The sequence below is a fragment of the Paenarthrobacter sp. NyZ202 genome (assembly GCF_049860755.1).
In the GTDB taxonomy this organism is placed as follows: domain Bacteria; phylum Actinomycetota; class Actinomycetes; order Actinomycetales; family Micrococcaceae; genus Arthrobacter.
This window is the reverse complement of the sequence record NZ_CP187556.1, coordinates 1947080-1968068: the sequence shown is the minus strand read 5'-3', so window position 1 is coordinate 1968068 and position 20989 is coordinate 1947080. Positions and strand designations below refer to the sequence as shown.

Genomic DNA, 20989 nt, shown 5'->3' with positions numbered 1-20989 from the left:
CGTTTCACCGCATGAAAGCTGCGACCTGCCGCTCCGTCGCATCCGCCCCAACCTGCAGCGCCTCAGGCATGAGGTGACCATAGACCTGCTCGGTCGTCTTGATGGAAGCATGCCCAAGCCGCCGTGAGATCGTGAAGATCGGCACGCCATCCTGAATCAGCCAGGAGGCGTGGGTATGCCGCAAGTCGTGGATACGGGGATCTTTCCGCAGCCCACGGAGCTGAGCAGCCTTCACCGCCGGCACCCAGAAGTGATGCCAGTACAGCTTGTGCACGATCCGCTCCCCCTTGGGCGTCGAGAACAACAAATCGCCACTCGGACGCCCAGCCACCAAAGGGATCAGGAGCTCGACCAGAGCCGGATTCAGCCCAATTGTCCTCTTGCCCGCACCAGTCTTCGTCGGCCCAATATAGAACTGATTCTGCCCGTCGCGTTTCCATGCCTTGTTTATGCGGGCCGTCGCCGGCTTCCCCAGCAAATCAATATCCGCCACGGTCAAGGCCGTTGCTTCCCCAAAACGCGTCCCCGTCATCACCAGAAAGTTAGTGAAGTCCCGATACCGCTCCCCCATACCCTCCATAATGAGCCCGAACTCGGCATGGGTGAGAAACATCATCTCGTCCTCGGCCTTCTCGACGCTTGGCAGCTGCACCCCGCGGCAGGGATTACGCGTGATGTACCCGAGCATCTCGGCTGTGTTCATCGAAGCGGAGATGAGGCCGTGCACGTTCTTGATCGTCTTCGGCGAGCGACCCTTGGCCATCATCGACTTCACCCAGAAGGCAATGGCACGGTAATCCAGCTTGTCGACCGGCAGGCCTCCGATGACCTTTTTCACATGGAGATCCAGCATGGTCTGGTACGTCTTCACGGTGCCACTCGAGGGCCGGACAAGAAGGTCAATGTGCTCTTGGATCACTTCCGCAACTGTCGGCACGCGCTTCGAGTTGTCGAGAATGGCATGCTGCGCGATTTCGAAGTTCTGGCCATTGGCGTCCAGCAATCGCTTGAGTGTCTCCGCCTCAGAATGCGAGACGAAAGTCAGGCCCTGGGCCTTGTGAGTTTTAGGGTCCCGCCAGCGCACCATGAAGGACTTGGAACCGTCCTTTTTAGTGCGTGTGGAGATGCTGGCCATGCATAAAACGCTACGCCGCTGTACACACTTTTAGGGGTTTTGTACACAGTCAGGGGCCATATAGGCCCCTGACCTGCGACATTACTGTGCCCGAGGTGGGACTCGAACCCACACACCTTTCGATACCGCATTTTGAGTGCGGCGCGTCTGCCAATTCCGCCACTCGGGCGCGGATTACCGGGAGATCAGGGGCTACATTTCTGTGACCAACGCGATCCGTTCCCAGCACGCGAAACTACTCTACATGCAGATAGGCTGATTCGAAGAACCGGGCGCGCCGGGTGCAACAAAACCTGCGCCGCAGGCGTCCCCCACTGCGTCCGCACTAAGATGGACATGAACCCGCCGAACCTTTTCAAGGAGATCCCGTGACCGAACAGACGGAGTCCACCCCCGCAGCCCAGCCGGCCCGACGCGTCGTCGTTGCCGAGGATGAAACCCTCATCCGCCTGGACATTATCGAGATCCTGAAGGGCGAAGGGTATGACGTCGTCGGCGAGGCCGACAACGGCGAGAAGGCAGTGGAACTGGCTGAGGAGCTCAAGCCGGACCTTGTGCTGATGGACGTGAAGATGCCCGTCATGGACGGCATCTCGGCAGCTGAGAAGATCGTCAAGGCCCGCATTGCCCCTGTTGTCCTGCTGACGGCCTTCAGCCAGAAGGAACTCGTGGAGCGTGCCCGCGACGCCGGCGCCATGGCGTACGTCGTCAAGCCCTTCACCCCGGCCGACCTCGTGCCGGCGATCGAGATCGCACTGTCCCGCCACGAGGAGATCAAGGCCCTCGAGAACGAGGTCTCGGACCTCCAGGAGCAGTTCGCCACCCGCAAGCTGGTGGAGCGCGCCAAGAGCCTCCTGACCACCAAGATGGGCCTCACCGAACCCGAGGCTTTCCGGTGGATCCAGAAGACCTCCATGGACCGCCGCCTCAGCATGCGCGAGGTTGCAGAGACCATCATCAACCAGGTCAACTAGCAGCAGCCAAAGGGCGGCAGTCCTCCACCAGGAGAACTGCCGCCCTTTAGCGTCCCCACAACAACCACGACGCCGGTCCTCGCCGTCATCTCCGCCAGCACCATCCGCCGTCGTGCTTTAACGCCGAAGCGGGCCCCGCCAACCGGCAGGGCCCGCTTCAGTGAACAGGAATCAGTTCTTGTTCTTGGACTTCTTCTTCTCGGGCCAGGGGCCAACCTTTTCCTTGCGGGTGCTGCTGACCTTGGAGGTGTCGGCGAGGTCGCCCACCTTGTGGACCTTGAGCGAGTTCGTCGAACCCGCCTGTCCTGGAGGGGAACCGGCAGCGATGACCACGAGGTCGCCTTCATCCACGAGCTTCATGTCCAGCAGGCTGCGGTCAACCTGTGCGGTCATCTCGTCGGTGTGGCCCACCATGGAGACCAGCACGGGACGGATGCCCCACGTGAGGGCCAGCTGGTTCCAGACGTGTTCCACCGGCGTGAAAGCGAAGACGGGCTTCACCGGACGGAGGCGGGACAGGCGTCGGGCAGAGTCACCGGACTGCGTGAACGTACAGATGTACTTGGCGTCCAGCTGGTCGGCGATCTCGACGGCGGCACGCGTGATGGCGCCACCGCGGGTCTTGGGCTTGGTCCCCAGCGGGGGGACGCGCTCCAGACCGTGTTCCTCGGTGGATTCGATGATCCGTGCCATGGTCTTGACCGTCTCGATCGGGTACTGACCCACCGACGTTTCACCGGAAAGCATGACCGCGTCGGCACCGTCCAGTACTGCGTTGGCGCAGTCGGAAGCCTCGGCACGCGTCGGGCGCGGGTTGTCGATCATGGATTCCAGGACCTGCGTGGCCACGATGACCGGCTTGGCCCAACGGCGGGCCAGTTCGATGGCACGCTTCTGGACGATCGGCACCTCTTCGAGCGGCAGTTCAACACCGAGGTCGCCACGGGCAACCATGATCGCGTCGAACGCGTCAATGATCTCGTGGAGCTGGTCCACGGCCTGGGGCTTTTCGATCTTGGCGATCACCGGAACCCGGCGGCCTTCTTCGTCCATGATTTCGTGGACGCGTTTGATGTCGGAGGCGTCACGTACGAACGACAGCGCAACCAGGTCAACACCGCGCTTGAGGGCCCAACGGAGGTCGTCTTCATCCTTTTCGCTCAAGGCGGGGACGTTGACGGCAACACCGGGAAGGTTGATGCCCTTGTTGTTGGACACCTTGCCGCCAACGGTAACCGTTGCGACAACCTTGACGTCGTCAACCTCAGTGGCACGCATGGCCACCTTGCCGTCGTCGATCAGGAGTGTGTCGCCAACACGGACGTCCTCGGTGAGGCTCTTCAGTGTGGTGGAGCAGATGTCCTTGGTACCCGGAACGTCTTCGGTGGTGATGGTAAACGTGTCACCAACGGCAAGCTCGTGCGGACCATCCACAAAGCGGCCCAAGCGGATCTTGGGTCCCTGGAGGTCGGCCATGATGGCCACGGGCTTGCGAAGCTGGGCGGAAGCCTTGCGGACGTTTTCGTAGGTGTTGTCATGCACGGAGTAGTCACCGTGGCTCATGTTCATGCGCGCAACATCGACGCCGGCTTCCAGCACCGCGAGGGTGTTGTCGAAGCTGGAAATAGCCGGGCCGAACGTTGCCACAATTTTCGCGCGTCTCATATACCTACCCTAAGTAGTGTGCTGGTGTTTGAGTAAAGAAAAGGTCCTGCCCGCGCTATAAGACCGCGATTGCCCGGTCTGTGGGGGCGACCGGTGCCGGGAGGATTGTGCTTCCCATGAGGAACTTGTCCACCGCGGCCGCGCAGGCGCGGCCTTCCGCGATGGCCCACACAATCAGGGACTGGCCACGACCGGCGTCACCGGCGACGAACACACCCTCTGTGTTCGTCATGTAGTAGCCGTCGCGGGCCACGTTGCCCCGACCGTCAAACTCTGCACTTACTTGTTCCGTGATCCCGGCCGGCTCGGCTCCGGTGAAGCCCAGGCTGAGGAAGACGAGATCCGCGGGGATGACCCGCTCGGTTCCGGCCTTCGGCAGGCGCCTGCCCTCCACGAATTCCGTTTCAGCCACCTTGACGCCGGTGAGCTTGCCGTTCTCGCCGACGAACTCAACGGTGGATGCCAGGTAGGTGCGCTCTCCGCCTTCTTCGTGGGCGCTGGCGACCTCGAACAGGGTGGGGAACGTCGGCCACGGCTGGTGTGCGGCGCGCTCCAGCGGAGGCTGCTTGCCGATCGCCAAAGTGGTCACGGATGCGGCCTGCTGGCGGTGCGCGGTACCGATGCAGTCCGCACCGGTGTCGCCGCCGCCGAGGATGACTACGTGCTTGCCACGGGCATCGATGTGGTTTTCGGGGCTCTCCCCTGCCACCACACGGTTCGACGGAACCAGGTAGTCCATGGCGAAGTGGACGCCGTCCAGGTCGCGGCCCGGGATGGGCAGGTCGCGCGGCAGCGTGGCACCGGTGGCCACTACGACGGCGTCGTAACGGCGGCGCAGTTGCTCCCACGTGACGTCGGTACCCACTGCGACGCCGGTGCGGAAGCGCGTGCCTTCAGCCTTCATCTGCTCCAGGCGGCGGTCGACCTGTTCCTTCTCCATTTTGAAGTCGGGGATGCCGTAGCGGAGCAGTCCGCCGATTTTGTCGTCGCGCTCGTACACGGCAACGGTGTGGCCAACGCGGGTCAACTGCTGGGCAGCAGCAAGGCCGGCGGGACCGGAACCAACCACGGCCACCGTCTTGCCTGTCAGGCGGGTCGGGGGCAGGGGCTGGACCCAGTTGTTGTCGAACGCTTCGTCAATGATGGAAACCTCAACCTGCTTGATGGTCACAGCAGGCTGGTTGATGCCCAGAACACAGGACGCTTCACAGGGAGCCGGGCACAGGCGGCCGGTCCACTCCGGGAAGTTGTTGGTGGCGTGGAGGCGCTCAATGGCCTCTTCACCTTTGTCCCGCCACATGAGGTCGTTCCACTCGGGAATGAGGTTGCCCAGCGGGCAGCCCTGGTGGCAGAACGGGATGCCGCAGTCCATGCAGCGGCCCGCCTGGCTCCTCAGGACACCCTTCTCCTGGGCTTCGTACACTTCCTTCCAGTCCATGATGCGGACCGGGACAGGACGGCGTGGCTGCGTCTCGCGCTGCCGGACTTTCAGAAATCCGCGTGGATCAGCCACCGGTTACCTCCAGGATTCGAGACCATACTTCTTCGCCATCGGGGTCGAGTCCCTCTTCGATGGCGTCGAGACGGGTTTGCAGGACTGCGGCGTAGTCGCGCGGCAGTACTTTGGTGATGCGGGCGGCAGTGTCGTCGAAGTTTTCGAGCAGACGGCCGGCCAGGACGGATTCGGTTTCCTCCACGTGCTTGGTGAGCAGGCCGTGAACGATGTCGCGGTCTTCGGCATCCAGTTCCAGGAGCTGGAGTTCGCCGGAGTCGAGGGCCTGCTTGTTGACGCGCTCAGGCTGCAGGTCAAGCACGTAGGCGGTTCCACCGGACATGCCGGCACCGAAGTTGCGGCCGGTGCGGCCGATGATCAGCGTCTGGCCACCGGTCATGTACTCGCAACCGTGGTCGCCGATACCTTCGACGACGGCCGTGGCACCGGAGTTGCGGACCAGGAAGCGTTCGCCGACCTGCCCGCGAAGGAACATTTCACCGCTGGTGGCACCGTAGCCAATGACGTTGCCGGCAATGACGTTACGCTCCGCCTGGAAGACGTTGGTGCGGTCCGGGCGGACGATGATGCGTCCACCTGAGAGACCCTTGCCGACGTAGTCGTTGGAGTCGCCGAACATGCGCAGGGTGATGCCTGCGGGCAGGAAGGCGCCCAGGGACTGGCCGGCGGTGCCGTTGAGGGTGACATCGATCGTGTCGGTTGCCAGTACATCCGTGCCGAACGTCTTGGTCACCACATGGCCCAGCATCGTGCCCACGGAACGGTCGGTGTTGATGACGTCCAGGGTGATCTTGACCGGCATGCGGTCGCTGAGGGCTTCCTGGGCCATGGTGATCAGGCGCTGGTCAAAGTGCTTGTCCAGCTCATGATTCTGGCCCACCATGTTGCGCAGCGGAACGTCGTCGTCGAACTCAAGGCCGTGGAGGATCGGATCGAGGTCCAGTCCTTCTGCCTTCCAGTGATCGATAGCGTCACGGGTATCCAGCACCTCTGAGTGTCCGATTGCCTCTTCAAGGCTGCGGAAACCGAGCTCGGCCAGGATTTCGCGGACTTCCTCGGCAAGGAATTCGAAGAAGTTGACCACGAACTCGGGCTTGCCGGTGAACCGGGCACGAAGCTCCGGGTTCTGCGTGGCAACGCCCACCGGGCAGGTGTCCAGGTGGCACACGCGCATCATGATGCAGCCTTCAACCACCAGCGGAGCAGTGGCGAAGCCGTATTCCTCGCCACCCAGCAGGGCAGCGATGACAACATCGCGTCCAGTCTTGAGCTGGCCGTCCACCTGAACCACAACACGGTCGCGGAGGCCGTTGAGCATCAGGGTCTGCTGGGTCTCGGCCAGGCCAAGTTCCCAGGGCACGCCCGCGTGCTTCAGCGAGTTCAGCGGCGAGGCGCCGGTACCGCCGTCGTGACCTGAGACAAGCACGACGTCGGCCTTCGCCTTGGTGACGCCGGACGCCACCGTGCCGATCCCGACTTCCGAAACGAGCTTCACATGTACCCGGGCCGAAGGGTTGGCGCGCTTGGCATCGTAAATGAGCTGCGCCAGGTCCTCGATCGAGTAGATGTCGTGGTGCGGGGGCGGGGAGATGAGCCCGACGCCGGGGGTTGAGTGGCGGGTGCGGGCTACCCAGGGGTAGACCTTCTGAGCCATGAGCTGGCCGCCTTCACCGGGCTTGGCGCCCTGTGCCATCTTGATCTGGATGTCGTCGGCGTTGGTCAGGTACAGGCTGGTGACACCAAAGCGGCCGGATGCGATCTGCTTGATGGCGGACCGGCGCTCGGGGTCAAGGAGACGCTCCACGTCTTCGCCGCCTTCGCCGGTGTTGGACTTGGCGCCCAGGCGGTTCATGGCGATGGCGAGGGTTTCGTGGGCTTCCTTGGAAATGGAGCCGTAGCTCATGGCACCCGTGGAGAAACGCTTAACGATGCTGGATACCGGCTCGACTTCCTCCAGCGGAACTGCCGGGCGGATGCCGTCCTTGAACTTGAGCAAACCACGAAGGGTCATCAGGTTCTGGGATTGGTCGTCAACGCCCTTGGTGTAGGACTTGAAGATGTCGTAGCGGCGTTCCCGGGTGGCGTGCTGCAGGCGGAACACCGTCTCCGGGTTGAAGAGGTGCGGTTCGCCGTCGCGGCGCCACTGGTACTCGCCGCCGCCAAGCAGCGGGCGGTGCGGGTGCTCGATGCCACCTTCCGGGTACGCCATCTGGTGCCGGGCGGAAACTTCGGCGGCGATAACGTCCAGGCCCACGCCACCCAGCTGGGAATGGGTGCCAGAGAAGAATTCGTCAACGAGTTCCTGGGAAAGGCCCAGTGCCTCGAACGTCTGGGCACCCGTGTAGGAAGCCACCGTGGAGATGCCCATCTTGGACATGATCTTCAGGACGCCCTTGCCCAGGCCCTTGATGAGGTTGTAGACACCGTCTTCAGGGGTGACACCTGCGACGTCACCCTCTGCGATCAGCTGTTCCACCGATTCCATGGCAAGGTACGGGTTGACGGCCGAGGCGCCATAACCGATGAGTACGGCCACGTGGTGCGTCTCGCGGACGTCGCCGGCCTCGACCACCAGCGCGGTCTTGGTGCGGTTGGCGCTGCGGAGCAGGTGGTGATGGACGGCGCTGACCAGCAGGAGCGACGGAATGGGTGCCCACTGGGCGTTGGAGTCGCGGTCGGACAGCACGATGTACTGCACGCCGCGGTTGATGGCGCCGGAAACCTGCTCACAGATTTCCGTGAGGCGGGCACGCAGTGCTGCTTCGCCGCCCTCGGGGCGGTAAAGGCCGCGCACCTTCATGGCGATGCGGTCGCCGTCGGCGTTCTCGATGTTGGCGATCTTGGCGAGCTGGTCGTTGTTGATCACAGGGAAAGGCAACGAGATCTGCGGCTGGCGGACCTGCTTGCCGTCAAGGAGGTTGCCGTTGGGCCCGATGGCGCACTTCAGTGACGTGACCAGTTCCTCGCGGATGGCATCCAACGGCGGGTTGGTGACCTGCGCAAACGACTGCACGAAGTAGTCGAACAGCAGGCGGGGACGCTTGGAGAGCACGGCGACCGGAGTGTCGGAGCCCATGGCACCCAGCGGTTCTGCACCGGTACGGGCCATCGGTCCGATCAGGATCTTCAGTTCCTCCGTGGTGTAGCCGAAGGTCCGCTGCCGGATGTTCACCGAGGCAGCGGTGTGGACCACGTGCTCACGCTCGGGAAGCTCGTTGATGTCGATCAGGTTGTCCTTGAGCCATTCGGCCCACGGGTTGGCCGCTGCGACCTCGGCCTTGACCTCGGCGTCGTCGATGATGCGGCCGGCCTCGGTGTCCACCAGGAACATCTTGCCGGGGGCCACACGACCCTTCTTAACCACGTTGGACGGCTCAATTTCGATCACGCCAACTTCGGACGCGAAGACGATCAGGCCGTCTTCGGTGATCCAGTAGCGACCGGGGCGCAGGCCGTTGCGGTCCAGGGTGGCCCCGACGAGGTTGCCGTCGGTGAAGGACACAGCGGCAGGACCATCCCACGGTTCCATGAGCAGCGAGTGGTACTCATAGAACGCACGGCGTGCCGGATCCATGGTGGCATGGTTTTCCCAGGCCTCCGGGATCATCATCATGATGGAGTGCGTGATGGGGCGGCCGGAGAGCCACAGGAGCTCGGCTACCTCGTCGAAGGATGCGGAGTCGGAAGCACCAGGGGTACAGATCGGGTACAGCTCTTCCGGGCTGTCTCCCAGCAGTGGGCTGGCGAGCTGCGACTGGCGTGCGCGCATCCAGTTGCGGTTGCCCTTGACCGTGTTGATTTCACCGTTGTGTGCAATCGTGCGGAAGGGCTGGGCAAGCGGCCACGACGGAAACGTGTTCGTGGAGAAGCGCGAGTGCACGATCGCCAGCTTGGTCTTGAAGCGCTTGTCCGAAAGGTCCGGGTAGAACGGCTCCAGCTGGGCAGTGGTCAGCATGCCCTTGTACACGATGGTGCGCGAGGACAGCGACGGGAAGTACACGCCGTACTTGTTCTGCGCACGCTTGCGGATCCGCCATGCGCGGGAGTCAAGCTCGTTGCGCTCCAACTGCTCACCGGTGGCGGAGGCAAGGAACGGCTGGGAGAAGTACGGCATGCACGCACGGGCCATCGCGCCCACGAGGTCCGCAACCACCGGAACTTCGCGCCAGCCAAGGACCGTCAGGCCCTCATCCGCGGCGAGTGCCTCGATTCCGGCCTTGGCCGTGGAAGCCTCACGCGGCTCGGCGGGGAGGAATGCGGTGCCTGCCACGTACTGTCCGGGGGCCGGCAGCTCAAATTCAGTGACTGCGCGGAAGAACTCATCCGGAATCTGCATCAGGAGGCCTGCGCCGTCACCGGTGCCCTCGTCGGCGCCAACTGCGCCGCGGTGTTCCAGGTTGCGGAGGGCGGTCAGCGCCGCTTCGACGATGTCGTATCCCGGTTCGCCGCGAAGCGTGGCAATGATAGCCAGGCCGCAGGCGTCCTTCTCCTTGTCCGGGGAGTAGAGTCCCTGTGCCTCCGGCAGCGCGGCGAAGCGCTTGAACGGAGACGTGGCGCCCTGAGGTTCGATGTTTTCGGACCAACCGGGGTTATGAAGATGGGTCATGGGAGACGTCCTTCCTCGTGATCGTGCGTATGGAAGGGACAACGTTGGCCCCACCTTGCCTGCCCTTGTGATGGGCACAACAAAGCGCTAGTTAGTGGAAATTGTAGGCCAGCCGATCATGCGCAACGAACAGTTACGCAGACCTCTGGCCCCGGCAAGACCGGTGAACATCGGTATGCTGCGATCCGGTTTCCGGGGTGCCACGACGCTGTGGACTGGGCCCTCCGAGCGGTGACTCTGTTGCCCCTTTACCTGCGGTGACTACTTGGTGTCGTCAACCGCCGGCGAGGATCCGGGGGCCTTCCTTGCGGCAGCCGCAGCAGAGTCAGATCCGGCGCTGGCCTGGGTGCCTTTGGCTGGATCCCCTGCTGCATCCTGCGGCTCGTCAACGTGGCCCGGATCGCTTTGGTTATCTGGGAGATTACCACGGGAACCACTATCCGAGACAGATGGGTCCGCATCATGACTGGTGACGCTGGTCACGGGAGAGGTTTCACCCGCGGCTGCAGCTTTGGGCTCGCGTCCTGGCAGATACGCGCTCTCCCGCTCATTTTTGCCGCCCCGGCCCAGCACGATGAAGAGGGCCAACGCAAGGAGGAACACGAGGATACTCGTCCAAACATTAAGCCGCGTGGTGATGCCGAAGAGGCTGATCTGCTCGGCGTCGTCTATCCTGAGCGCCTCGATCCAGACCCGGCCCAGGGTGTAGTACATCGCGTACAGCCAGAACAGCCGGCCACGGCGGAACGAGAACCTGCGGTCCAGCAGGAGGAGGATCGCCACGCCCAACAGGTTCCACAGGAACTCATAGAGGAATGTGGGGTGGAACAGCGTGTCTGCGGGCATGCCGGCCGGGAAATTGGCATTGGCCGGATCGATCTGCAGGCCCCACGGCAGGGTGGTGGGAGCGCCGAACAGCTCCTGGTTGAACCAGTTCCCCCACCGGCCGATCGCCTGGGCAAGGAGCAGCCCCGGGGCGGCGGCGTCCAGGAACGCAGTGAGCTTGACGCCTGCCCTACGGCAGCCTATCCATGCGCCCACGGCACCCAGGAGCACCGCACCCCAGATGCCCAGGCCGCCACGCTGGATCTGGGGTATCAGCGACAGATCCCCCGTGCCGTCAAAACCCGGACCGAAGTATGCGTCCGGCGAGGAGAACACGTGGTAGAGACGGCCGCCGATGATGCCAAAGGGGATCGCCCAGATGGCGATGTCCCAGAGGCTGCCCTCGGGGGTCCCACGGCGCTTCCAGCGGGCGGACGTCAGCCACAGGCCGACCACGATGCCCGCCAGGATGCAGAGGGCGTATGCGTGGATACGCAACGTCCCCCACGGCAGTGGAATGTCGAAACCGGACCAGGTGGGGCTCGGAATGCTCAGGGGAACCATTGCCGCTGCGTGGAGGACGGTCTGCATGGGGCTTCGTTGCTTCCTTCTTTAGGCGTCTGCAGCGGCCCGGCCAAGACCGGCGCTCAGGTTCTTGGTGAGTTGCCCGACGGCGTCCACGCCACCGTCGCGCAGTGCCGCGACGAGTGCTGAACCCACAATGACTCCGTCAGCGTACGCAGCGATTTCGCGGACGTGGTCAGGACTGGAAACACCCAGGCCGACACACACGCGCTCGGCGCCGGCAGCGTGGGCGCGGGCCACGACGTCTTCGGCGCTGCTGCTCACGGACTGGCGGGCTCCTGTGACACCCATGATGGATACCCCGTACACAAAGCCACGGCTGGCCTTCACGGTCATGTCCAGCCGTTCAGGCGTGGAGGAGGGAGCCACCAGGAACACGCGGTCAAGTCCGTACTTGTCCGAGGCCTCGAACCATTCCGCGGCCTCGTCAGGGATCAGGTCCGGGGTGATGAGCCCTGCTCCCCCGGCTTCAGCCAGGCGGCGGGAGAACTCGTCCACGCCCAGCCGCATCACCGGGTTCCAGTACGTCATCACCAGCACGGCAGCGTCAGTGACGGCCGTGATTCCGGCGACGACGTCGAAGACGTCCGCTACGCGGAATCCGTTGGCAATCGCCTCCGTGGTGGCCGCCTGGATCACGGGGCCATCCATGACGGGGTCGGAATACGGGATGCCGATCTCGATCAGGTCGGCACCATTGCGCGCCAAGGCAATGCCGGCGTCGATGCTCGCCTGCACGGTGGGGTAACCCGCGGGGAGGTATCCCACGAGGGCTGCCCGCCCCTCGGCCTTGGCGCGGTCGATGACGGCTGCGGACTTGCTGGCGAAGTGTTCAGTCATCAGTTCTGGTCCTCATCTACGTCCACGGCGGGCCCGGCAACGCGCTCGGCAGGCCCTTTCGGCTTGCGGGTGGACAGGGTGGTTCCCTTCACGTGGCCTTCCTCGTCCAGCATGTTGAACCAGGCCGCCGCTGTCTCAACGTCCTTGTCTCCACGGCCGGAGAGGTTGACGATGATCGTGACGTCGGCGGGATTGTCCTTGCCTTCGGTGAGGCGCCGGCCCACCTTGATGGCGCCGGCAAGGGCGTGCGAGGACTCGATGGCCGGGATGATGCCCTCGGTACGGCACAGGAGGCTGAACGCATCCATGGCTTCGGTGTCCGTGATCGGCTCGTACGTAACGCGTCCGATGTCGGCAAGGTAGGAGTGCTCGGGGCCGACGCTGGGGTAGTCCAGCCCCGCGGAGATCGAGTGCGATTCAATGGTCTGTCCGTCTTCGTCCTGCATGAGGTACGAGCGGGCACCGTGGAGGACGCCGGGGCGGCCCAGGGAGATGGCAGCCGCGTGGCGGCCGGTCTCAAGCCCCTCGCCACCGGCTTCGAATCCGTAGATCCTGACCGAAGCGTCGTCCAGGAAGCTGTGGAACAAGCCGATGGCGTTGGAGCCGCCGCCAATGCAGGCGCAGACGGCGTCGGGCAGCTTGCCGGTCTGCTCCAGGATCTGGGCGCGGGCTTCCTCCCCGATCACCTCATGGAAGAAGCGGACCATGGCCGGGAACGGGTGCGCACCAGCAGCAGTGCCCAGGAGGTAGTGGGTGGTGTCAACGTTGGATACCCAGTCGCGCAAAGCATCATTGATGGCGTCCTTGAGCGTTTGCGAACCGTTGGTCACCGGGACGACGGTGGCGCCGAGCAGTTGCATCCGTGCAACGTTGAGTGCCTGGCGCCGGCAGTCCTCGGCACCCATGTACACCACGCACTCGAGGCCGAGCAGTGCTGCCGCCGTGGCACTTGCAACGCCGTGCTGGCCTGCACCGGTTTCGGCGATGACGCGGGTCTTGCCCATGCGCTTGGCGAGCAGTGCTTGGCCGAGGACGTTGTTGATCTTGTGCGAACCTGTGTGGTTCAGGTCCTCGCGCTTGAGGAAGATCCGTGCCCCGCCGGCATGCTCCGAGAAACGCTGGGCTTCAGTCAGGAGCGAGGGACGGCCGGAGTAGTTCTTGTTGAGATCCTTCAGCTGTGCCAGGAACTCCGGATCGGCCTTGGCCTTCTCGAACGTGTCCTGGACTTCGTCCAAGGCAGCGATCAGGGACTCGGGCATCCAGCGTCCGCCGTACTTGCCGAAGTAAGGCCCGGTAGCGTTGCGCAGCGAGGCTCCCCCTTGCAGGAATGCATCAGCGGCATTCTCATTCGAGCTTGCTGTTGGCGCGTCCACCATCAGTCTCACCGTCCTGTTCGAGTTGGTTCAATGTGTAGTTCCACGTGCCACAAGGCAGCCGCAGGCGCACTGCGCCTGGGCTGCCTCGTGACGGTCGCCTTGCTGCAGGTCCTGTCTCAGTTCCTGGCGGCGATGGCGGCAGCTCCGGCTGCCTTGAATTCAGTAATCCGTTCACGCGGCGTGGAGTCGCTGACCAGCGCCTCCCCCACCAGGATGGCGTCGGCGCCGCTGGCTGCGTACTGGAAGACGTCGTCCGCGGTCCGCACGCCGGACTCGGCGACAACGACTGCCCCGGCCGGAATCAAACCGGCCAGCGAACCGAAAACGGAACGGTCGACGTCGAGCGTCTTCAGGTTGCGGACGTTGACACCGATAATCCTGGCGTTCGCGGCCGCAGCGCGCTCAACTTCCTCTTCCGTGTGCGTTTCCACCAGGACGCTCATGCCCAGGTCATGGCTGAGCGCACTGTAGTCCGCAAGCTGCGCATCGGAGAGTGCCGCGACGATCAGGAGGATCAGGTCGGCGCCGTGGGCACGGGCTTCCCATATCTGGTACTCGTCAACGGTGAAATCCTTGCGGAGCAAGGGAACGTCGACGGCGGCGCGTACGGCGTCGAGATCAGCCAGCGAACCGCCGAAACGGCGCTGCTCGGTGAGCACGCTGATGACGGAGGCTCCACCATCGGCGTACTGGGCTGCGAGGGAAGCGGGATCGGCGATCGGTGCCAGGTCTCCCTTTGACGGGCTGCGGCGTTTGATCTCCGCGATGACCTTCAGTTCCCCGCGGTCAGCCGAAGGACCACCCAGGGCAGTCCAGGCATCCCTCGCCGGGGCTGCCCCGGCAACGCGGTCCTTGAGCTCGGCGATGGACACGAGCCGGCGTCGGGAGTCCATCTCCTCCTTGACGCCGACGATGATGTCATCAAGAACGGTCACGGTTAGTGGCCGTTGTTCTGCAGCTTGCTGCCACCCACTCCGTAGCCGGCCTTGCGCATGGCCCAACCCACAATGAGGCCGATCACCATGACCACAGCACCGCCGATGAAGATCGGGGTGTTGGCGATGACGAACGCGATGGAGCAAATCAGCGCGCCAACGAGCATCACAATGACGCAGGTCCAGGCAGCCGGGCTGTTGCCGTGGCCGATGGCATCGGCGTGGCTGGCCATCTTGGACTCTGCTTGGTTTGCGGACACAGTGGTTTTGCTCATGTGGAATCTCCTCAGGGTGAATACTGCTTACATTCTGCCATTTATTGACAGCGGCCGGGGACAACGCGCTTCTGACCTGCCCTGGGGGCGGCTATGTTGCGAAGCGGGTGCGTCCGGCCCTTCCGGATGGCTTAGGTGGGGTCCTCGCCGCGGGACAACCTGTCCCAGCTGTCGATCTCATCGACGGGCTCCGAAGTAGGCGCCGCACCGCGGCTTGACGCGTCGTATTTGGTCCGGGCTTTCCAGTATCGCCCCGCAATCGGCAACAGCAGTCCACACACGGCCAGCAGCGCTGCCGCCACGATCGCGAGCACCGGGAACGCCGTGGCGGCAACCTCCGCCTGTCCCCCGGAAACGCCGGTAGCAGCGGCGATCGAACCCTGTGCAGCCCCCAGTGGGTCGGCCAGTACCGTGACCGCAGCAAGAATGATCCCCGCACCGGAAAGCACCACGATAGCGGCAATGATCCAGCGGGCAATCTTTCCGGCAATGGATGCTGCCAACCCGCCTGCCAAGGCAACGATCGCCAGCGCGGTCACGGCCGTGGCTGCTTTGTTCCCGGGAACATCCAAGGTGCTCGAGGCAGTGGATGCGGGGTCTAAATGGACTTCGATCCAGGTTTGCGTTGTGGCCCCGAACACTGCGAAGGCCAGGATTGCCGTGGCCAGGACCAGGGTGGACTTGCGCGCCCACCCCGGTGTCGCCGTGGCGGTGCTCCGTGCTTCAGCGGGCATCAGGCGGGGGTCCCGCCGTCGACGGTTCCTGCATCCGGAACCGTTTCAGCGGAAATATTCTGGAGCGAACCTGCCGTATGGACAGCCCGCAGCGGGGCAGCGGCCTTGTTTACGGTCTCCAAGGCTTCCGACGGTTTGTGCGAGTCCGCCACGATGCCGCCACCGGCCTGGACGTAGGCGCGGCCTTCACGCAGCAGGGCGGAACGGATGGCGATGGCCATGTCCATGTCCCCCGCGAAATCCAGGTATCCCACGACGCCGCCGTAGATGCCCCGGCGGTGGGGTTCGAGCTCGTCCAGCAAGCGCAACGCCCGCGGCTTCGGAGCGCCGGACAAGGTGCCGGCGGGGAAGGTGGCCTTGAGGACATCGTAGGCTTTCGCATCCGGGGCGAGTTCCCCCACCACGGTGGACACCAGGTGCATGATGTGGCTGAAACGCTCAACCTCCATGAACTGGGTGACATCCACGGTTCCGGCGACGCAGACCTTGGAGAGGTCGTTGCGGGACAGGTCCACCAGCATGAGGTGCTCAGCACGTTCCTTCTGGTCGGCCAGCAGCTCAGCGGCCAAGGCCTTGTCCGCTTCAACGGTCTTGCCGCGGGGGCGCGAGCCGGCGATCGGATGGGTGATGACCTCGCCACCGGTGACCGTTACCAGGGCCTCGGGCGACGAACCCACAATCGAGTACTCCCGGCCGTCGGCATCCTCCAGGCTGAAGATGTACATGTAGGGGCTGGGGTTGGTGTTCCGCAGAACGCGGTACACATCCAGCGGATCGGCGGCGCACTCCATCTCGAAGCGGCGGGAAATCACCACCTGGAAGACTTCGCCGTCAACGATCGCTTCCTTGCCGCGGTCGATGGCAGCCAGGTACTTGTCCTCGTCCCAACGTTCCTGGACGCTGGAGGCGAAATCAAGCGCAGCGGTTTCCAGCACGGACACCGGCTGGGCCACCGGCGTGCTGATTTGCTCCAGGAGGTTCTTGACCCGGGCCACGGCATCGTGCCAGGCCTCGTCCACGCGCTCGGAACTGTTGTCGAAGTTAATGGCATTCGCGATCAGCAGGACCGTACCGTCCACGTTGTCATGGACGGCCATGTCGGTGACCAGGTTCAGCGCCATTTCGGGGAGCTGGAGATCATCTTCGGGCGGCGTGGTCAGCCGTTCCCAGTGGCGGACTGCTTCCCAGCCGAGGAAGCCGACCAGGCCGGACGTGAATGGCGGCAGGCCCTCAAAGCGCTTCGTTTCCAGCGCCGCGATGGTGTCACGGACGGCGTCCACGGGGTTGCCCTCCACGGGCACGCCCACGGGCGGCTGGCCGATCCAGTGTGCCTGGCCGTCCTTGGTGGTCAGCGTGGCGCGGGACTTCGCGCCGATAAAGGAATAGCGCGACCATGACCCGCCCACTGCCGCGGACTCCATGAGGAACGTTCCGGGCTGGCCCTGTGCCAGCTTGCGGTACAACCCGATAGGGGTCTCGGCGTCGGCCAGGACTTTGAGTCGGACTGGGATGACACGGCTGTGGACGGCGAGTTCGCGGAACTCTTCCAGGCCCGGGCTGATGATTCCAAGGTCCTGCATGGCTATTCTTTTCCGCCTTTGGTTTTGGTGGTGCGTCTTTACAGAGACTGTGTGGTTTCCTGGTCCGGGCTGCCGGTGACGACCGTGAAGCCGCGTCCGTCAAAGCATGTCCGGGTGCCGGTGTGGCAGGCTGCACCCACCTGGTCAACACGGACCAGCAGGGCGTCGCCGTCGCAATCGAGGGCAACGGACTTCACGAACTGAACGTGTCCTGAAGTGTCGCCCTTGCGCCAGTATTCCTGCCGGGACCGGGAATAGAACGTGACGCGTCCGGTTGTCATGGTGCGGTGCAGGGCCTCGTCATCCATCCAGCCGAGCATGAGGACCTCGTGGGTGTCATGCTGTTGGATGATGGCAGCCACGAGCCCGGCAGCATCACGCTTGAGGGCGCCGGCGATCTCCTCCGGCAAGGGACCCGAGGGGTCGATGGATGGCTCCACGGCAGGAGTTGGGCTGGGGGCAGACTGCTCAGACATCAGATCAAGTCTAGTGCCTCCGCAGGGACCGATTTTCTGCGGCGGTTCCTCTGCGCAACAACGCTGCGATCGTGCTAGTTTCACAAGTGATGCATTTCGTCGATCCTTCCCGAGAAGTACTGGCCGAAACTTTGCTTGCGGCCGGACCTGACTCCCCCACGCTCTGTGAAGGGTGGCTGACCCGGGACCTCGCAGCGCATCTGTACCTGCGCGAGAGAAAAGCCGCGGTAGGCATCGGACTGCTGATCCCCAGCCTTGGCAAAGCCTCGGACAAGGCGACGGCCAAGCTTGCGGCAAAGTTGAAGACGGGTGACGACTACGCCAACCTCGTGAAGACCTTCCGCGCAGGCCCCCCGGCCTTCTCGCCTTTGAAGATCAAGGCACTGGACGAAACGTCGAACCTCATCGAGTACTTCGTGCACACAGAAGACATCCGTCGCGCAGGCGACCGTTGGGCGCCACGGGCTTTGGACGAGGCCTATTCGGATGCCCTTTGGGACGACCTCATCAAGCGCGCCGCCTTCCTGTACCGCGGCGTGGATCTCGGGATCGTCCTCGTCCGGCCCACCGGTCCGCGCCATGTGGCCAAGCGGGCGTCTGTTTCGGTGGCGATCGTGGGCGAGCCAGGCGAACTCGTCATGCACGCCCACGGCCGGACCAGCCAGGCCCTGGTCACCTTCGAAGGCCAACCGGACGCCGTTGCCCTGCTCCAGTCGGCGGACATCGGCCTCTGACACACTGCGGCTTAACAGGAAAGGGCCACGCCGCGGGGCGGCCCTTTCTGTTAAGTGCTTCCTTACCGGACTTCGAAGCCGGCCGTGCGGATCGCCGTTTTAACCTGGGCAATCATGTCGTCAGGCCCGAAATGGAAAACGGAGGCGGCCAGGACGGCATCGGCGCCGGCCTCGATGGCGGGCGGGAAGTGTGCCGGTTCCCCTGCGCCACCGGAAGCGATGATGGGAATCGTGACGGCGGAGCGGACCAGCCGGATCAATTCAAGGTCGAAGCCGTCCTTGGTGCCGTCGGCGTCGATGGAGTTCAGGAGGATTTCCCCCACTCCCCTGTCGGCGGCTTCTTTCGCCCAGGCCACGGCGTCGATGCCGGTTCCCTTGCGGCCGCCGTGGGTGGTCACTTCAAAGCCCGACGGCGTCGGCGCGTCACCTTCACGGATGCGCCGCGCATCTACGGACAGCACCAGGACCTGTGAACCGAAATGGCGGGTGATCTCATCGATGACCCCGGGCCGGGCCACGGCCGCAGTGTTGATGGACGCTTTGTCCGCACCGAAGCGAAGCAGCTTGTCCACTTCCGCGACTCCCCGCACACCCCCACCGACCGTCAACGGAATGAAGACTTCCTCGGCGGTCCGGCGAACGACGTCGAACGTGGTCTCCCGGTTGCCCGACGACGCCGTGACGTCCAGGAACGTCAGTTCGTCCGCGCCGCCGTTGTCATAGCGGTGGGCAAGTTCGACCGGGTCGCCCGCATCCCGGAGGCCTTCAAAGTTCACGCCTTTGACCACGCGTCCGGCGTCAACATCCAGGCAGGGGATGACGCGTACGGCTACAGCCATGTGTTGCTCCTCAGTTGTGCTGTGCTCTGGTGCTTTGCCGGGTCAGATACGGCAGGCGTGGATGCTGCTGACCAGGATCGCACGTGCGCCGAGGTCGTAGAGTTCATCCATGATCCGGTTGGTTTCCTTCTTGGGAACCATGGACCGCACGGCAACCCATTCGGAGTCGCGCAGCGGCGAGACCGTGGGAGATTCGAGTCCGGGCGTGAGCGCCGCGGCATCCTCCACCAGGTCCTTCCGGATGTCGTAGTCCATGAGGACGTACTGACGTGCCACCAGGACGCCCTGCAGGCGGCGGATCAACACCTCGATTTCCTTCGCGGTGCCATTCGCGGCCCCGCCCTCGCCACTGCGGCGGATGAGTACGGCCTCGGACTTCAGGATCGGATCGCCGAAGATCTCCATGCCCGCCGCCTTGAGGGTGTTGCCGGTTTCCACGACGTCGGCGATCGCATCGGCAACGCCAAGCCGGACCGACGACTCTACGGCGCCGTCCAGGCGGACCACTTTGGCGTTGACGCCCCGGTCTGCAAGGTAGTCGCGGAGGAGCCCGTCATAGCTGGTGGCGAGCCGCTTGCCTTCCAGCTGCTCGACGCCGGTGAAGTCGCCCACCGGACCGGCGAAACGGAACGTGGAGGCCGCGAAACCGAGGGGCAGGAGCTCCTCGGCTTCCACTTGCGCGTCAAGCAGGAGGTCGCGGCCGGTAATGCCGACGTCCAAGGTTCCCTGACCGACGTAGACGGCAATGTCACGGGGCCGCAGGAAAAAGAATTCGATGTCGTTGTCCGGATCGACCATGACCAGTTCGCGGGAGTCGCGACGCTGGCGGTAGCCGGCCTCGGAGAGCATGGCCGAGGCGGCTTCGGAGAGGGATCCCTTGTTGGGAACTGCTACACGGAGCATGGGAAGGCTTTCTGTTGGGTGTGGAAGAGGAACAGGCACTGGGCCACGCGGCTGCCCGGCGCGGATCCAGGATCGGGACATCCCTGGCATGGGAGCCATCTCCTTGGAGAGCGCGGAGCGGCGTGGCTAGAGATGCTTGTAAACGTCTTCCAGGCTGAGGCCCTTGGCGAGCATCAGGACCTGCAGGTGGTACAGCAGCTGGGAGATTTCCTCGGCTGCGGCCTCGTCGGATTCGTATTCCGCTGCCATCCAGACCTCGGCGGCTTCTTCAACGACTTTCTTGCCGATGCCATGGATTCCGGAGTCCAGTTCGGCAACCGTACGCGAACCTGCCGGGCGGGTCGCTGCTTTCTCACTCAGTTCTGCGAACAGCGTCTCGAAATTCTTCACGCCCTCCAGAGTACTTGCTTCGGGGCTGCCGCCGCGTTCCGGTCCGTTGCATGACAAAGGGGATGTGAGTGAACACACACCCACATCCCCTTCCAGCCGGCGATCCGGCCTAGCTGAACTGCTTGAGGGTCAGGGCTGTCGCAAGGGCAGCCGTGACGGCCTCATGGCCCTTGTCCTCTGTGGAACCGGGAAGACCGGCGCGGTCCAGGCCTTGCTGCTCGGTGTCGCAGGTCAGCACGCCAAAGCCCACCGGAACTCCGGTGCTGACACTGACATCGGTGAGTCCCGACGTCGCAGCCTGGCACACGTAATCGAAGTGCGGCGTGCCGCCGCGGATGACCACGCCCAAAGCCACGACGGCGTCAAAGTGCGGTGCGAGCCTGGCGGCGGCTACCGGGAGCTCAAAACTGCCGGGTACCCGGATCACCGATGGTTCGGCAATGCCGGCTTCCTTGGCTGCCCGCAGGGCACCGTCAAGGAGTCCGTCCATGATTTGTGTGTGCCAGCTGGCCGCGACGATCGCGAGCTTCAGCTGGGAAGTTTCCTCGGGGTTGAGGGTGGTGAGGTCGATGGTAGGGGCGCCGTGTCCGCTCATGGTGTACTG

18 protein-coding genes and 1 tRNA gene are annotated in these 20989 nt (G+C 64.0%); 2 read left to right on the top strand and 17 right to left on the bottom strand.

Annotated features, from left to right (window positions below; genetic code table 11):
- Window positions 1-4 precede the first annotated feature (4 nt).
- Both ACPFL9_RS09105 and ACPFL9_RS09100 read right to left on the bottom strand, forming a co-directional pair.
- Window positions 5-1135 (bottom strand): tyrosine-type recombinase/integrase, encoded by a 1131-nt coding sequence (locus ACPFL9_RS09105; protein WP_426007188.1) that lies wholly within the window; start codon window positions 1133-1135, stop codon window positions 5-7.
- An 87-nt stretch (window positions 1136-1222) separates the two neighbouring features.
- Window positions 1223-1304 (bottom strand) — tRNA-Leu (locus ACPFL9_RS09100).
- 199 nt (window positions 1305-1503) lie between these two features.
- On the opposite strand from ACPFL9_RS09100, the gene ACPFL9_RS09095 reads away from it, so the two are divergent.
- Window positions 1504-2109: an ANTAR domain-containing response regulator gene (locus ACPFL9_RS09095; RefSeq protein WP_426007187.1), complete on the top strand. Its 606-nt coding sequence runs from the start codon at window positions 1504-1506 to the stop codon at window positions 2107-2109.
- Between the two features lie 171 nt (window positions 2110-2280).
- Here ACPFL9_RS09095 and pyk read toward each other — a convergent pair whose 3' ends face one another.
- The 11 genes from pyk to hisI form a co-directional block, all read right to left on the bottom strand.
- Complete coding sequence (gene pyk, locus ACPFL9_RS09090; protein ID WP_426007186.1) at window positions 2281-3774, bottom strand: pyruvate kinase; 1494 nt, start codon at window positions 3772-3774, stop codon at window positions 2281-2283.
- Between the two features lie 55 nt (window positions 3775-3829).
- Window positions 3830-5287 (bottom strand): glutamate synthase subunit beta, encoded by a 1458-nt coding sequence (locus tag ACPFL9_RS09085; protein ID WP_426007185.1) that lies wholly within the window; start codon window positions 5285-5287, stop codon window positions 3830-3832.
- Window positions 5280-9893, bottom strand: a complete 4614-nt coding sequence (gene gltB, locus ACPFL9_RS09080) for a glutamate synthase large subunit (protein WP_426007184.1) — start codon at window positions 9891-9893, stop codon at window positions 5280-5282. The genes ACPFL9_RS09085 and gltB overlap by 8 nt, the downstream gene beginning before the upstream one ends.
- Before the next feature lie 261 nt (window positions 9894-10154).
- Window positions 10155-11309, bottom strand: coding sequence for a prolipoprotein diacylglyceryl transferase (gene lgt / locus ACPFL9_RS09075; RefSeq protein WP_426007183.1), 1155 nt, complete (start codon window positions 11307-11309; stop codon window positions 10155-10157).
- A gap of 21 nt (window positions 11310-11330) precedes the next feature.
- The gene (trpA, locus tag ACPFL9_RS09070; RefSeq protein ID WP_426007182.1) at window positions 11331-12143 is read right to left on the bottom strand and encodes a tryptophan synthase subunit alpha; all 813 of its coding nucleotides are present in this window, start codon (window positions 12141-12143) and stop codon (window positions 11331-11333) included.
- Complete coding sequence (trpB, locus tag ACPFL9_RS09065; RefSeq protein WP_426007181.1) at window positions 12143-13519, bottom strand: tryptophan synthase subunit beta; 1377 nt, start codon at window positions 13517-13519, stop codon at window positions 12143-12145. Before trpB ends, trpA begins: the two co-directional genes overlap by 1 nt.
- A gap of 116 nt (window positions 13520-13635) precedes the next feature.
- The gene (gene trpC / locus ACPFL9_RS09060) at window positions 13636-14454 is read right to left on the bottom strand and encodes an indole-3-glycerol phosphate synthase TrpC (protein ID WP_426007180.1); all 819 of its coding nucleotides are present in this window, start codon (window positions 14452-14454) and stop codon (window positions 13636-13638) included.
- 2 nt (window positions 14455-14456) lie between these two features.
- Window positions 14457-14729, bottom strand: coding sequence for an HGxxPAAW family protein (locus tag ACPFL9_RS09055; RefSeq protein WP_426007179.1), 273 nt, complete (start codon window positions 14727-14729; stop codon window positions 14457-14459).
- A gap of 131 nt (window positions 14730-14860) precedes the next feature.
- Window positions 14861-15463: a Trp biosynthesis-associated membrane protein gene (locus ACPFL9_RS09050; RefSeq protein ID WP_426007178.1), complete on the bottom strand. Its 603-nt coding sequence runs from the start codon at window positions 15461-15463 to the stop codon at window positions 14861-14863.
- The gene (locus tag ACPFL9_RS09045; protein WP_426007176.1) at window positions 15463-17043 is read right to left on the bottom strand and encodes an anthranilate synthase component I; all 1581 of its coding nucleotides are present in this window, start codon (window positions 17041-17043) and stop codon (window positions 15463-15465) included. Before ACPFL9_RS09045 ends, ACPFL9_RS09050 begins: the two co-directional genes overlap by 1 nt.
- Before the next feature lie 38 nt (window positions 17044-17081).
- Window positions 17082-17519 carry a phosphoribosyl-AMP cyclohydrolase gene (gene hisI / locus ACPFL9_RS09040; RefSeq protein ID WP_426007174.1) on the bottom strand — a complete coding sequence of 146 codons (438 nt, stop codon included), beginning with the start codon at window positions 17517-17519 and terminating at the stop codon, window positions 17082-17084.
- An 89-nt stretch (window positions 17520-17608) separates the two neighbouring features.
- Between hisI and ACPFL9_RS09035 the strand changes: the two genes are divergently transcribed.
- Window positions 17609-18253: a TIGR03085 family metal-binding protein gene (locus tag ACPFL9_RS09035; protein ID WP_426007520.1), complete on the top strand. Its 645-nt coding sequence runs from the start codon at window positions 17609-17611 to the stop codon at window positions 18251-18253.
- Window positions 18254-18315: 62 nt separating this feature from the next.
- Here ACPFL9_RS09035 and hisF read toward each other — a convergent pair whose 3' ends face one another.
- The 4 genes from hisF to ribH all read right to left on the bottom strand — a co-directional run bounded on the left by hisF (window position 18316) and on the right by ribH (window position 20980).
- Entirely contained in the window at window positions 18316-19092 is a 777-nt protein-coding gene (gene hisF / locus ACPFL9_RS09030; protein ID WP_426007173.1) for an imidazole glycerol phosphate synthase subunit HisF, read from the bottom strand.
- Between the two features lie 42 nt (window positions 19093-19134).
- Window positions 19135-19995 carry an ATP phosphoribosyltransferase gene (gene hisG / locus ACPFL9_RS09025; protein ID WP_426007172.1) on the bottom strand — a complete coding sequence of 287 codons (861 nt, stop codon included), beginning with the start codon at window positions 19993-19995 and terminating at the stop codon, window positions 19135-19137.
- Window positions 19996-20121: 126 nt separating this feature from the next.
- On the bottom strand, window positions 20122-20385 hold the full coding sequence (locus tag ACPFL9_RS09020) for a phosphoribosyl-ATP diphosphatase (RefSeq protein WP_018778638.1): 264 nt from the start codon (window positions 20383-20385) through the stop codon (window positions 20122-20124).
- Between the two features lie 109 nt (window positions 20386-20494).
- Window positions 20495-20980: a 6,7-dimethyl-8-ribityllumazine synthase gene (gene ribH, locus ACPFL9_RS09015; RefSeq protein WP_426007170.1), complete on the bottom strand. Its 486-nt coding sequence runs from the start codon at window positions 20978-20980 to the stop codon at window positions 20495-20497.
- Between the last annotated feature and the right edge of the window lie 9 nt (window positions 20981-20989).

Coding starts and splice junctions, on each gene's coding strand:
- ACPFL9_RS09105 (WP_426007188.1), bottom strand. CDS start 1,135: ATGGCCAGCATCTCCACACGCACTAAAAAGGACGGTTCCAAGTCCTTC.
- pyk (WP_426007186.1), bottom strand. CDS start 3,774: ATGAGACGCGCGAAAATTGTGGCAACGTTCGGCCCGGCTATTTCCAGC.
- gltB (WP_426007184.1), bottom strand. CDS start 9,893: ATGACCCATCTTCATAACCCCGGTTGGTCCGAAAACATCGAACCTCAG.
- lgt (WP_426007183.1), bottom strand. CDS start 11,309: ATGCAGACCGTCCTCCACGCAGCGGCAATGGTTCCCCTGAGCATTCCG.
- trpA (WP_426007182.1), bottom strand. CDS start 12,143: ATGACTGAACACTTCGCCAGCAAGTCCGCAGCCGTCATCGACCGCGCC.
- trpB (WP_426007181.1), bottom strand. CDS start 13,519: ATGGTGGACGCGCCAACAGCAAGCTCGAATGAGAATGCCGCTGATGCA.
- ACPFL9_RS09055 (WP_426007179.1), bottom strand. CDS start 14,729: ATGAGCAAAACCACTGTGTCCGCAAACCAAGCAGAGTCCAAGATGGCC.
- ACPFL9_RS09050 (WP_426007178.1), bottom strand. CDS start 15,463: ATGCCCGCTGAAGCACGGAGCACCGCCACGGCGACACCGGGGTGGGCG.
- ACPFL9_RS09045 (WP_426007176.1), bottom strand. CDS start 17,043: ATGCAGGACCTTGGAATCATCAGCCCGGGCCTGGAAGAGTTCCGCGAA.
- hisI (WP_426007174.1), bottom strand. CDS start 17,519: ATGTCTGAGCAGTCTGCCCCCAGCCCAACTCCTGCCGTGGAGCCATCC.
- ACPFL9_RS09035 (WP_426007520.1), top strand. CDS start 17,609: ATGCATTTCGTCGATCCTTCCCGAGAAGTACTGGCCGAAACTTTGCTT.
- hisF (WP_426007173.1), bottom strand. CDS start 19,092: ATGGCTGTAGCCGTACGCGTCATCCCCTGCCTGGATGTTGACGCCGGA.
- hisG (WP_426007172.1), bottom strand. CDS start 19,995: ATGCTCCGTGTAGCAGTTCCCAACAAGGGATCCCTCTCCGAAGCCGCC.
- ribH (WP_426007170.1), bottom strand. CDS start 20,980: ATGAGCGGACACGGCGCCCCTACCATCGACCTCACCACCCTCAACCCC.